The sequence below is a fragment of the Escherichia sp. TC-EC600-tetX4 genome (genome assembly GCF_019356055.1).
GTDB lineage: Bacteria > Pseudomonadota > Gammaproteobacteria > Enterobacterales > Enterobacteriaceae.
Genome location: NZ_CP079924.1, coordinates 1,933,787 through 1,946,356, shown reverse-complemented (window position 1 = coordinate 1,946,356; position 12,570 = coordinate 1,933,787). Strand labels below are relative to the sequence as shown.

Annotated in this window: 10 protein-coding genes; 4 read left to right on the top strand and 6 right to left on the bottom strand. The window is 51.0% G+C overall.

Annotated features, from left to right (window positions below; all coding sequences use genetic code 11):
* Positions 1-6 precede the first annotated feature (6 nt).
* Positions 7-1,818, bottom strand: a complete 1,812-nt coding sequence (edd, locus tag KXD89_RS09305; RefSeq protein WP_001069467.1) for a phosphogluconate dehydratase — start codon at positions 1,816-1,818, stop codon at positions 7-9.
* A gap of 234 nt (positions 1,819-2,052) precedes the next feature.
* Complete coding sequence (gene zwf / locus KXD89_RS09300; protein ID WP_000301727.1) at positions 2,053-3,528, bottom strand: glucose-6-phosphate dehydrogenase; 1,476 nt, start codon at positions 3,526-3,528, stop codon at positions 2,053-2,055.
* A gap of 337 nt (positions 3,529-3,865) precedes the next feature.
* Here zwf and hexR point away from each other — a divergent pair, with 337 nt between their 5' ends.
* Positions 3,866-4,735 (top strand): DNA-binding transcriptional regulator HexR, encoded by an 870-nt coding sequence (hexR, locus tag KXD89_RS09295; protein ID WP_001056706.1) that lies wholly within the window; start codon positions 3,866-3,868, stop codon positions 4,733-4,735.
* Positions 4,736-4,862: 127 nt separating this feature from the next.
* Positions 4,863-6,305 carry a pyruvate kinase gene (gene pyk, locus KXD89_RS09290; RefSeq protein WP_000091148.1) on the top strand — a complete coding sequence of 481 codons (1,443 nt, stop codon included), beginning with the start codon at positions 4,863-4,865 and terminating at the stop codon, positions 6,303-6,305.
* 130 nt (positions 6,306-6,435) lie between these two features.
* Here pyk and lpxM read toward each other — a convergent pair whose 3' ends face one another.
* From lpxM to znuA, 3 genes are all read right to left on the bottom strand, one after another.
* Entirely contained in the window at positions 6,436-7,407 is a 972-nt protein-coding gene (gene lpxM, locus KXD89_RS09285; RefSeq protein ID WP_000448381.1) for a lauroyl-Kdo(2)-lipid IV(A) myristoyltransferase, read from the bottom strand.
* A 119-nt stretch (positions 7,408-7,526) separates the two neighbouring features.
* Entirely contained in the window at positions 7,527-8,849 is a 1,323-nt protein-coding gene (gene mepM / locus KXD89_RS09280; protein ID WP_001184045.1) for a murein DD-endopeptidase MepM, read from the bottom strand.
* Between the two features lie 15 nt (positions 8,850-8,864).
* Positions 8,865-9,797: a zinc ABC transporter substrate-binding protein ZnuA gene (znuA, locus tag KXD89_RS09275; protein WP_001300644.1), complete on the bottom strand. Its 933-nt coding sequence runs from the start codon at positions 9,795-9,797 to the stop codon at positions 8,865-8,867.
* A gap of 78 nt (positions 9,798-9,875) precedes the next feature.
* On the opposite strand from znuA, the gene znuC reads away from it, so the two are divergent.
* Positions 9,876-10,631, top strand: coding sequence for a zinc ABC transporter ATP-binding protein ZnuC (znuC, locus tag KXD89_RS09270; RefSeq protein ID WP_000202996.1), 756 nt, complete (start codon positions 9,876-9,878; stop codon positions 10,629-10,631).
* A complete protein-coding gene (gene znuB / locus KXD89_RS09265) occupies positions 10,628-11,413 on the top strand; it encodes a zinc ABC transporter permease subunit ZnuB (RefSeq protein ID WP_000571480.1) in 786 nt (261 codons plus the stop codon). Before znuC ends, znuB begins: the two co-directional genes overlap by 4 nt.
* Before the next feature lie 146 nt (positions 11,414-11,559).
* Here the strand turns inward: znuB and ruvB are convergent, their stop codons facing one another.
* Positions 11,560-12,570: a Holliday junction branch migration DNA helicase RuvB gene (gene ruvB, locus KXD89_RS09260; RefSeq protein ID WP_072647317.1), complete on the bottom strand. Its 1,011-nt coding sequence runs from the start codon at positions 12,568-12,570 to the stop codon at positions 11,560-11,562.

Here is a 12,570-nt window from a genome sequence, read left to right as displayed (position 1 = left end):
GTCGTCTTAAAAAGTGATACAGGTTGCGCCCTGTTCGGCACCGGACAGTTTTTCACGCAAGGCGCTGAATAATTCACGTCCTGTTCCCACGCGTGACGCGCTCAGGTCAGGAATGTGCGGTTCGCGAGCAGCCAGTTCCGCTTCGTCTACCAGCAGCGTCAGTTCGCCTGTCTGTCCATTCACACGAATGATGTCCCCGTCGCGCACTTTTGCCAGCAGCCCGCCATCGTAGGCTTCTGGTGTTACGTGGATAGCTGACGGCACTTTACCTGAAGCGCCGGAGAGTCGTCCATCGGTAACTAACGCAATTTTGAAACACCGGTCCAATAATACACCAAGTGGCGGCATGAGTTTATGTAATTCTGGCATTCCGTTCGCTTTTGGCCCCTGATGACGGACAACAACGACACAATCGCGGTCCAGCAAACCCGCTTCAAAGGCCGGCATAACGTCATGCTGGCTTTCAAAAACAACCGCTGGCGCTTCAATCACCTGGTTCTCAACCGGCACGGCAGAGGTTTTCATAACCGCACGGCCCAGGTTACCGCTTAACACTTTTGTCCCACCATGATGAGAGAAAGGTTGTTCGAAGGAAGCGATCACATTGCTGTCGAGTGATTTTTCCGCCCCTTCCCGCCAGTCCAGTTCACCATTATTCAGCCATGGTTCAAGGGTATAACGAGACAGACCAAAACCTGCCACCGTATTGACATCTTCATGCAGCAGGCCTGCTTTGAGCAGTTCACGCACCAGAACCGGTACGCCACCTGCCGCCTGGAAGTGGTTAATATCGGCCGGACCGTTCGGGTAGAGACGTGCCATCAGCGGTACAACATCAGAAAGGTCAGAGAAGTCATCCCAGTTAATCTGAATACCGGCCGCGCGCGCCATCGCCACCAGGTGCATGGTGTGGTTAGTGGAACCACCGGTCGCCAGCAGTGCAACGATACCGTTCACCACCACTTTCTCATCGATCATCTTACCGATCGGCATCCATTCATTACCATTACCGGTCATGCGTGTAACCTGACGCGCAGCTGCGGCGGTCAAAGCATCGCGCAGCGGAGAATCCGGATGAACAAAAGAAGAGCCTGGCAACTGCATCCCCATAAACTCCACCACCATCTGGTTGGTGTTGGCAGTACCGTAGAAAGTACATGTTCCCGGCGCATGGTAAGACGCGGCTTCTGACTCCAGTAAGGCCATGCGGTCCACTTTACCTTCGGCATAAAGCTGGCGAATACGCACTTTTTCTTTATTTGGCAAACCGCTTGCCATCGGTCCAGACGGCACAAACACCGCAGGCAAATGACCAAACGACAGGGCTGCCATCGTCAGACCCGGGACAATCTTGTCGCACACACCGAGGAACAGAGCACCATCAAACATGTTATGGGACAGCCCCACCGCCGCAGACATCGCTATCACTTCGCGGCTTAGCAGCGACAATTCCATTCCATCCTGCCCCTGGGTGACACCATCACACATCGCCGGAACACCGCCCGCAACCTGACCAACCGCATTCGCTTCATGCAGGGCTTTACGAATGATTTCTGGATAGTGTTCATAAGGCTGGTGCGCGGAGAGCATGTCGTTATAGGAGGTGATGATGGCGATATTGTTACGCAACATGCTTTTCAAAGAGGCTTTGTCTTCTGGCTGGCAGGCAGCGAAACCGTGTGCCAGGTTACCGCATGCCAACTGCGAACGATGAACGGTCGAAGTTTTCGCTTGTTCTATCCGGGCGAGATAAGCAGAGCGAGTCTCGCGCGAACGTTCAATGATTCGATTTGTTACGCGTAACAATTGTGGATTCATAAAGGCTCCTGAAATTGAGTTGTCAGAGCAGGATGATTCACAACGCGTTTCATTCAGAGGATTTATGACTGAAACGCCTGTAACCGGAGCTCATAGGGCAAAAACGTTTCAGTCAGTGTAATAAAAAAAGCCTCGTGGGTGAATCCGCACGAGGCCTGAAAGTGTAAAAATTGTTCTACAATCTGCGCAAGATCATGTTACCGGTAAAATAACCATAAAGGATAAGCGCAGATATTACTCAAACTCATTCCAGGAACGACCATCACGGGTAATCATCGCCACCGAGGCAACGGGTCCCCAGGTTCCGGCCTGATACGGTTTCGGCGCATCATTGTCCATCGCCCACGCCTCAGTAATGGAGTCTACCCATTTCCAGGCTTCTTCCACTTCGTCGCGACGTACAAACAGTGCCTGAATACCACGCATGGTTTCCAGCAGCAAACGTTCATAGGCATCCGCCAGATGCGTCTGATTAAAGGTTTCTGAATAGCTCAGATCCAGCTTGGTGATTTGCAGGTTATGTTTGTGGTCAAGGCCAGGAACTTTATTCAGTACCTGGATATCCACGCCTTCATCAGGTTGCAGACGGATAGTCAGTTTATTCTGCGGCAGATCCTGCCACGATTCTTTAAACAGATTCAGTTCAGGTGTTTTGAAATAGACCACGACTTCAGAACATTTGGTCGGCAGACGTTTACCAGTACGCAGGTAGAATGGCACACCGGCCCAGCGCCAGTTATCAATGTCGACGCGGATCGCCACGAAAGTTTCTGTATTGCTGCTCTTGTTCGCGCCCTCTTCTTCCAGATATCCCGGCACTTTTTTGCCCTGGGCGAAGCCCGCAGTATATTGCCCGCGTACGGTTTTTTCGCGTACGTTGGAGCGGTCGATGCGGCGCAGAGACTTCAGTACTTTCACTTTTTCATCGCGGATGCTGTCTGCGCTCAGGTCAGACGGCGGAGACATCGCAATCATGCAAAGAATTTGCAGCAGGTGGTTCTGGATCATGTCGCGCATCTGACCGGCTTTATCAAAATAGCCCCAGCGCCCTTCGATCCCCACTTCTTCTGCCACGGTAATCTCAACATGATCAATGGTGCGATTGTCCCAGTTATTCACAAACAGGGAGTTAGCAAAACGCAGCGCCAACAGGTTCAGCACCGTTTCTTTACCAAGATAGTGGTCGATACGGTAAACCTGGCACTCCTCGAAGTATTCGCCAACCTGATCATTGATTTCCTGCGAGGTCGCCAGCGACGTCCCCAGCGGTTTCTCCATGACTACGCGTGCCGGTTTAGCATTCAGTTTTGCCTCGCCAAGCCCTTTGCAAATTGCGCCAAAAGTGCTGGGCGGCATGGCAAAGTAGTTAATGGTGATACGATTTTTTTGATCCAGCATCGCGCCGAGACGGCTGAATGCAGCAGTGTCATTGACATCGAGATTACAAAAATCCAGACGTGCACTCAGGGTGTCCCATAAACCTTCATCAATGGTTTCTTTCATGAAAGTTTCGAGCGCCTCGCGGACAACTTTGGTATATGCCGCTTTATCCCAGTCAGCACGCCCTACGCCGATAATCCGGGTGTCCGGGTTGAGCTGACCGGCTTTTTCCAGTTGATACAGGGAAGGCAGCAATTTACGACGCGCAAGGTCGCCTTTCGCGCCGAAAATGACCAGGTCACAGGCCTGGGCTGTTTGCGTTACCGCCATGTCATTCTCCTTAAGTTAACTAACCCGGTACTTAAGCCAGGGTATACTTGTAATTTTCTTACGGTGCACTGTACTGCTTTTACGAGCTTGCGAAAACTGTAAACGCTTATCCACCCGTGCGATTACGGGAAAAGCGCGCAAAGTGCGGCAAAACTGATAAAAAAATCATCGTTTTCCATTGGGTAAAAATCTGACACTGATCATGTTATGAAAAAAAATAACAACTTTTTTATCTGCTTTTGTCATTAACACGGCACACAGGCGTAATATCTGACAAAACTGCATTTCGATTTCTTTCAGTGCGGAAATCGTCATTACCCGTGAGTCTCTTTACATCATGAATATGCTGGAAAAAATCCAGTCTCAGCTGGAACATTTGAGCAAATCAGAGCGCAAAGTTGCCGAGGTCATTCTGGCTTCGCCCGATAACGCGATCCATTCGAGTATTGCTGCTATGGCACTGGAAGCCAATGTTAGCGAACCGACGGTGAATCGTTTCTGTCGCAGCATGGACACGCGCGGTTTTCCTGATTTTAAACTTCATCTGGCACAGAGTCTGGCGAATGGCACTCCCTATGTTAATCGCAATGTCAATGAAGATGACAGCGTTGAATCATACACAGGGAAAATATTTGAGTCCGCAATGGCAACGCTTGATCATGTCCGTCATTCACTGGATAAATCTGCCATCAACCGCGCCGTCGACTTGCTCACTCAGGCAAAAAAAATCGCCTTTTTCGGATTAGGCTCTTCAGCCGCCGTTGCCCACGATGCGATGAATAAGTTCTTTCGTTTTAATGTTCCGGTGGTGTACTCCGATGATATCGTGCTGCAACGCATGAGTTGTATGAATTGTAGCGACGGAGACGTGGTGGTGCTGATTTCTCACACTGGAAGAACAAAAAATCTGGTCGAGCTGGCGCAGCTGGCACGCGAAAACGACGCCATGGTGATTGCCCTCACCTCTGCGGGTACCCCGCTCGCCCGGGAAGCAACGCTGGCAATTACCCTCGACGTACCGGAAGATACTGACATTTATATGCCCATGGTTTCTCGACTTGCACAGCTGACCGTGATAGATGTGCTGGCGACAGGATTTACTTTGCGACGCGGTGCAAAATTCAGAGATAACTTGAAGCGGGTCAAAGAAGCGCTGAAGGAATCGCGTTTTGATAAGCAGTTACTTAATTTAAGTGACGATCGCTAAAAACGACTGTCACTGTCCTAATCTTATACGACATCCGAATGAGATTAATTTATCGCCATCGCGGCGTTATTTCATTCGGATTTCATGTTCAAGCAACACCTGGTTGTTTCAGTCAACGGAGTATTACATGTCCAGAAGGCTTCGCAGAACAAAAATCGTTACCACGTTAGGCCCAGCAACAGATCGCGATAATAATCTTGAAAAAGTTATCGCGGCGGGTGCCAACGTTGTACGTATGAACTTTTCTCACGGCTCGCCTGAAGATCACAAAATGCGCGCGGATAAAGTTCGTGAGATTGCCGCAAAACTGGGGCGTCATGTGGCTATTCTGGGTGACCTCCAGGGGCCCAAAATCCGTGTATCCACCTTTAAAGAAGGCAAAGTTTTCCTCAATATTGGGGATAAATTCCTGCTCGACGCCAACCTGGGTAAAGGTGAAGGCGACAAAGAAAAAGTCGGTATCGACTACAAAGGCCTGCCTGCTGACGTCGTGCCTGGTGACATCCTGCTGCTGGACGATGGTCGCGTCCAGTTAAAAGTACTGGAAGTTCAGGGCATGAAAGTGTTCACCGAAGTCACCGTCGGTGGTCCCCTCTCCAACAATAAAGGTATCAACAAACTTGGCGGCGGTTTGTCGGCTGAAGCGCTGACCGAAAAAGACAAAGCAGACATTAAGACTGCGGCGTTGATTGGCGTAGATTACCTGGCTGTCTCCTTCCCACGCTGTGGCGAAGATCTGAACTATGCCCGTCGCCTGGCACGCGATGCAGGATGTGATGCGAAAATTGTTGCCAAGGTTGAACGTGCGGAAGCCGTTTGCAGCCAGGATGCAATGGATGACATCATCCTCGCCTCTGACGTGGTAATGGTTGCACGTGGCGACCTCGGTGTGGAAATTGGCGACCCGGAACTGGTCGGCATTCAGAAAGCGTTGATCCGTCGTGCGCGTCAGCTAAACCGAGCGGTAATCACGGCGACCCAGATGATGGAGTCAATGATTACTAACCCGATGCCGACGCGTGCAGAAGTCATGGACGTAGCAAACGCCGTTCTGGATGGTACTGACGCTGTGATGCTGTCTGCAGAAACTGCCGCTGGGCAGTATCCGTCAGAAACCGTTGCAGCCATGGCGCGCGTTTGCCTGGGTGCGGAAAAAATCCCGAGCATCAACGTTTCTAAACACCGTCTGGACGTTCAGTTCGACAATGTGGAAGAAGCTATTGCCATGTCAGCAATGTACGCAGCTAACCACCTGAAAGGCGTTACGGCGATCATCACCATGACCGAATCGGGTCGTACCGCGCTGATGACCTCCCGTATCAGCTCTGGTCTGCCAATTTTCGCCATGTCGCGCCATGAACGTACGCTGAACCTGACTGCTCTCTATCGTGGCGTTACGCCGGTGCACTTTGATAGCGCTAATGACGGCGTAGCAGCTGCCAGCGAAGCGGTTAATCTGCTGCGCGATAAAGGTTACTTGATGTCTGGTGACCTGGTGATTGTCACCCAGGGCGACGTGATGAGTACCGTGGGTTCTACTAATACCACGCGTATTTTAACGGTAGAGTAAGTACGTTGCCGGATGCGGCGAAAACGCCACATCCGGCCTACAGTTCAATGATAGTTCAACAGATTTCGAATATTCTGAAGCAAACTTGAACTTATCATCAGGCGAAGGCCTCTCCTCGCGAGAGGCTTTTTTATTTGATGGGATAAAGATCTTTGCGCTTATACGGCTGGATTTCGCCCGGTTTGCGAGTTTTCAGCAATTTTAGTATCCAGGTGTATTGTTCTGGTCGCGGACCAACAAAAATCTCGACTTCTTCATTCATCCGCCGCGCAATCGTATGATCATCCGCCTCTAACAGATCATCCATCGGTGGGCGCACCTGAATCGTCAGACGATGCGTCTTGCCATCATAAATCGGAAACAGCGGTACAACGCGCGCACGGCACACTTTCATCAAACGACCAATCGCGGGCAACGTCGCTTTATAGGTGGCAAAGAAATCCACAAATTCGCTGTGCTCTGGGCCATGATCCTGATCGGGTAAATAATATCCCCAGTACCCCTGACGTACCGACTGGATGAATGGTTTAATACCGTCATTTCTCGCATGCAGACGACCGCCAAAGCGACGACGCACCGTGTTCCAGACATAATCAAAAACCGGGTTGCCCTGATTATGGAACATCGCTGCCATTTTCTGCCCTTGCGAGGCCATCAGCATGGCAGGAATATCGACGGCCCAACCGTGCGGCACCAGAAAGATAACTTTCTCGTTATTACGCCGCATCTCTTCGATGATCTCCAGCCCTTGCCAGTCAACGCGCGGCTGAATTTTCTCCGGCCCGCGTATTGCCAACTCAGCCATCATTGCCATCGCTTGCGGCGCGGTGGCAAACATCTCATCAACAATCGCTTCGCGTTCAGCTTCACTACGTTCTGGAAAGCAGAGCGACAGATTGATTAACGCACGACGGCGTGAGCTTTTTCCCAGTCGTCCGGCAAAACGTCCCAGCCGTGCCAGAATGGGATCACGGAACTTTGGCGGCGTTAAAGCGATACCCGCCATCGCTGCTACGCCCAGCCATGCTCCCCAGTAGCGCGGGTGGCGAAAGGATTTATCAAACTCAGGAATGTATTCGCTATTATTTTTTTTCGTTTCCATGCTTTTCCAGTTTCGGATAAGGCAAAAATCAATCTGGTGATAGTGTAGCGGCGCAACTTGCCCCGCACCAAATAAAAAAAGCCGGTACTGACTGCGTACCGGCTGCGAATGGATGTTAATTAATCAAACCGTAGCTGCGGCACAATCTCTTTGGCCTGCGCCAGGAATTCGCGACGATCGGAGCCGGTCAGCCCTTCGGTACGCGGCAGTTTTGCCGTCAGCGGGTTTACGGCCTGCTGGTTTATCCATACTTCATAGTGCAGATGCGGCCCGGTTGAACGTCCGGTATTACCGGAAAGCGCGATACGGTCGCCACGTTTCACCTTCTGTCCCGGTTTCACCAGAATCTTGCGCAAGTGCATATAACGCGTGGTGTAGCTGCGACCATGACGAATAGCCACATAATAACCTGCTGCGCCACTGCGTTTGGCAACCACCACTTCACCGTCACCCACTGAAAGCACTGGCGTACCCTGCGGCATGGCGAAATCAACACCTCTGTGTGGTGCAACGCGACCGGTCACCGGATTAGTACGACGCGGGTTAAAATTAGACGAGATACGGAACTGTTTCGCCGTCGGGAATCGCAAGAATCCTTTCGCCAGACCAGTACCGTTACGATCGTAGAATTTGCCATCTTCAGCGCGGATAGCGTAATAATCTTTACCTTCTGAACGCAAACGTACGCCCAGCAGCTGGCTTTGCTCACGTTTACCATCAAGCATTTCTCGAGACATTAACACCGCAAATTCATCGCCTTTTTTCAGTTTGCGGAAATCCATTTGCCACTGCATGGCTTTAATCACTGCGCTCACTTCGGCGCTGGTTAAACCGGCGTTTCTGGCGCTGGCAACAAAGCTTCCCCCGACGGTACCTTTCAGCAGATTGTTAACCCACTCTCCTTGCTGCATTTCGCTGGTCATTTTAAAACCGTTAGCGGCAGTACGGTCATAGGTTCGGGTTTCACGACGAGACACTTCCCAGGTGAGGCGCTGCAGTTCGCCGTCCGCGGTTAATGTCCAGGAGAGTTGTTGACCGATTTTCAGGTTACGCAATTCTTTGTCGGCCGCAGCCAGTTGGGTGATATCACCCATATCAATACCATACTGATTGAGAATGCTGCTTAGCGTATCGCCAGTGGAAACAACATATTCATGCACGCCCGCTTCACCGGCGATTTTGTCATCCAGTTCGTCCTGGGGAATGGCTTCATCTTCTTGTGCAGCTTGATCAATCGGCTCACTGGCTTCAGGTAAGAGCGAACGAATTTCGTTCTGTTCCAGCTCAATGGTTTTGACAATTGGCGTGGCATCACGGTGATAAACATAAGGCCGCCAGACAGCGACGGCCAGAGTAAGAACGGTGAGCGACCCCAACATAACGCGGTGTGGTCGCGGTAAATTATTAAACGCCAGGGCGACAGAGCGGGCTATCTGTTGCACGTAATCACTTCCTCATTAATCTCCTTTCAGGCAGCTCGCATACTGGTTGGCTAATTGACTCAGGAATTCTGAATAGCTTGTTTTACCCAGTTTGATATTCGTCCCCAGGGGATCCAACGTTCCCATACGAACGGATGTCCCTCGTGCGACGCTCTCAACGACCGCTGGCCTGAACTGTGGCTCAGCAAAAACGCAGGTTGCTTTTTGCTCAACCAACTGTGTTCTTATTTCATGTAAACGCTGCGCGCCAGGTTGAATCTCAGGGTTAACGGTAAAATGACCAAGCGGTGTCAGTCCAAACTGTTTTTCGAAATAGCCGTAAGCATCGTGAAAAACGAAATAACCTTTCCCCTTGAGCGGCGCGAGCTCGTTACCAACCTGCGTTTCGGTTGAGGCTAATTGTGCCTCAAAATCCTTCAGGTTGGCGTCAAGTTTGGCTCGACTTTGCGGCATAAGTTCCACTAATTTTCCATGGATTGCAACCGCTGTAGCCCGCGCTATCTCTGGGGAAAGCCAAAGATGCATGTTGAAATCGCCGTGATGGTGATCTTCGTCACTTTTTTCCGCGTGGTCGTGATCATCATCATCGCCGTGAATACTTTTCATCAGTAGCGGTTTCACATCTTCAAGCTGCGCAATCGTTACCTGCTTCGCTCCTGGTAATTTGCTTACCGGTTTTTGCATAAACGCTTCCATCTCCGGGCCAACCCAAACGACTAAGTCCGCGTTCTGTAAGCGTTTTACATCCGATGGGCGCAGTGAATAATCATGTTCTGAAGCGCCGTCAGGAAGTAAAACCTCTGTTTCTGTTACCCCATCAGCAATGGCAGAAGCGATGAACCCAACGGGTTTAAGCGAAGCGACAACGGCGGCATCTGCGGCCTGTGTTGCACCTCCCCAGAGAGCGGCGGATAATGCTGCGAAAAGAAGCGTTTTTTTATGTAACATAATGCGACCAATAATCGTAATGAATATGAGAAGTGTGATATTATAACATTTCATGACTACTGCAAGACTAAAATTAACATGACAAGTCTGGTTTCCCTGGAAAATGTCTCGGTTTCTTTTGGCCAACGCCGCGTCCTCTCTGATGTGTCGCTGGAACTTAAACCTGGAAAAATTTTGACTTTACTTGGGCCAAATGGCGCAGGTAAGTCGACACTGGTACGGGTAGTGCTCGGGCTGGTAACACCCGATGAAGGGGTTATCAAGCGCAACGGAAAACTGCGCATCGGCTATGTACCGCAGAAGCTGTATCTCGACACCACGTTGCCACTGACCGTAAACCGTTTTTTACGCTTACGCCCTGGTACACATAAAGAAGATATTTTGCCTGCACTGAAACGTGTCCAGGCCGGGCACCTGATTAACGCACCGATGCAAAAGCTCTCTGGTGGCGAAACGCAGCGTGTACTATTAGCGCGAGCATTGTTAAATCGCCCGCAATTATTAGTGCTGGATGAACCCACTCAAGGCGTGGATGTAAATGGCCAGGTGGCGTTATATGACCTTATTGACCAACTGCGTCGTGAACTGGATTGTGGCGTTTTAATGGTTTCTCACGATCTGCATCTGGTGATGGCAAAAACCGATGAAGTGCTGTGCCTGAATCACCACATTTGTTGTTCCGGCACACCGGAAGTTGTTTCCCTGCATCCGGAGTTTATTTCAATGTTTGGTCCTCGTGGTGCTGAACAACTGGGTATCTATCGCCATCATCATAACCATCGTCACGATTTACAGGGACGAATTGTTTTGCGTCGGGGAAATGATCGCTCATGATTGAATTATTATTTCCCGGTTGGTTAGCCGGGATCATGCTCGCCTGTGCCGCGGGTCCGCTGGGTTCGTTTGTAGTCTGGCGTCGTATGTCTTATTTCGGTGATACGCTGGCTCATGCCTCATTACTTGGCGTCGCGTTTGGTTTGTTGCTGGACGTGAATCCATTCTATGCGGTGATTGCCGTTACGCTGCTGCTGGCGGGCGGTCTGGTATGGCTGGAGAAGCGTCCACAGCTGGCGATCGACACGTTATTAGGGATTATGGCGCACAGTGCCCTGTCGCTGGGCCTGGTGGTCGTGAGTCTGATGTCTAATATTCGTGTTGATTTGATGGCTTACCTGTTCGGTGATTTGCTGGCAGTGACGCCAGAAGATCTCATCTCTATTGCGATTGGCGTGGTCATCGTGGTGGCTATTTTGTTCTGGCAATGGCGCAATTTGCTGTCAATGACGATAAGCCCGGATCTGGCGTTTGTTGATGGTGTGAAATTACAGCGAGTGAAATTGTTGTTGATGCTGGTGACGGCATTGACGATTGGTGTAGCGATGAAATTTGTCGGTGCGTTGATTATTACTTCGTTGCTGATTATTCCTGCTGCTACTGCGCGTCGCTTTGCCCGCACGCCGGAACAGATGGCTGGTGTCGCTGTTTTGGTGGGGATGGTGGCAGTGACTGGCGGTTTAACCTTTTCCGCGGTTTACGATACGCCGGCGGGTCCGTCGGTGGTGCTATGTGCGGCACTGTTATTTATTCTCAGTATGATGAAAAAGCAGGCCAGCTAATCTATCGCTGAACACATTTGTCGGATGCGGCGCGAGCGCCTTATCCGACCTACGGTTCGGTATCTCTGGTAGTCCTGGTAAGACGCGAACAGCGTCGCATCAGGCATATTGCCAGTGCCGGATGCGGCGCGAGCGACCAATCCGACTTACGGCATTTCTGGCGGCGTTATGCCAAAGTGATTCCACGCCCGCGTCGTCGCCATACGCCCACGCGGTGTACGCTGCAAAAAGCCTTGCTGAATCAAATAAGGTTCCAGCACATCCTCAATGGTTTCACGTTCTTCGCCAATGGCTGCCGCCAGGTTATCCAGACCTACAGGTCCACCAAAGAACTTATCGATTACCGCCAGCAACAATTTGCGGTCCATATAATCGAAACCTTCAGCATCGACATTCAACATATCCAGCGCCTGAGCAGCGATATCTGCCGAGATGGTGCCATCGTGCTTCACTTCGGCGAAATCACGCACTCGACGCAGCAGACGGTTGGCAATGCGCGGCGTACCGCGAGCGCGACGAGCAACTTCCAGCGCGCCGTCATCACTCATCTCAAGCCCCATAAAGCGTGCGCTGCGACTGACGATATATTGCAGATCCGGCACCTGATAAAACTCCAGACGTTGCACAATACCAAAACGGTCGCGCAACGGTGATGTCAGCGAACCTGCGCGCGTGGTTGCACCAATCAGGGTAAACGGCGGCAAATCAATTTTAATGGAGCGTGCCGCCGGACCTTCACCAATCATGATATCCAGTTGGTAGTCTTCCATTGCCGGGTACAGCACTTCTTCAACAACTGGCGATAGACGGTGGATCTCATCAATAAACAGCACGTCATGCGGTTCAAGGTTAGTGAGCATCGCAGCCAAATCGCCCGCCTTTTCCAGCACCGGACCAGAAGTCGTGCGTAAATTAACGCCCATTTCATTGGCGACAATGTTGGCAAGCGTAGTTTTACCCAACCCCGGAGGACCAAAAATCAACAAATGATCGAGGGCATCGCCGCGCAGTTTCGCTGCTTTGATGAAAATCTCCATCTGTGAACGAACCTGCGGCTGACCAACATACTCTTCCAGTAATTTGGGGCGAATGGCGCGATCTGTTACATCTTCCGGCAAAGTGGTACCGGCAGAAATCAGACGGTCTGCTTCAATCAT

Coding starts and splice junctions, on each gene's coding strand:
- edd (WP_001069467.1), bottom strand. CDS start 1,818: ATGAATCCACAATTGTTACGCGTAACAAATCGAATCATTGAACGTTCG.
- zwf (WP_000301727.1), bottom strand. CDS start 3,528: ATGGCGGTAACGCAAACAGCCCAGGCCTGTGACCTGGTCATTTTCGGC.
- hexR (WP_001056706.1), top strand. CDS start 3,866: ATGAATATGCTGGAAAAAATCCAGTCTCAGCTGGAACATTTGAGCAAA.
- pyk (WP_000091148.1), top strand. CDS start 4,863: ATGTCCAGAAGGCTTCGCAGAACAAAAATCGTTACCACGTTAGGCCCA.
- lpxM (WP_000448381.1), bottom strand. CDS start 7,407: ATGGAAACGAAAAAAAATAATAGCGAATACATTCCTGAGTTTGATAAA.
- znuA (WP_001300644.1), bottom strand. CDS start 9,797: ATGTTACATAAAAAAACGCTTCTTTTCGCAGCATTATCCGCCGCTCTC.
- znuC (WP_000202996.1), top strand. CDS start 9,876: ATGACAAGTCTGGTTTCCCTGGAAAATGTCTCGGTTTCTTTTGGCCAA.
- znuB (WP_000571480.1), top strand. CDS start 10,628: ATGATTGAATTATTATTTCCCGGTTGGTTAGCCGGGATCATGCTCGCC.
- ruvB (WP_072647317.1), bottom strand. CDS start 12,570: ATGATTGAAGCAGACCGTCTGATTTCTGCCGGTACCACTTTGCCGGAA.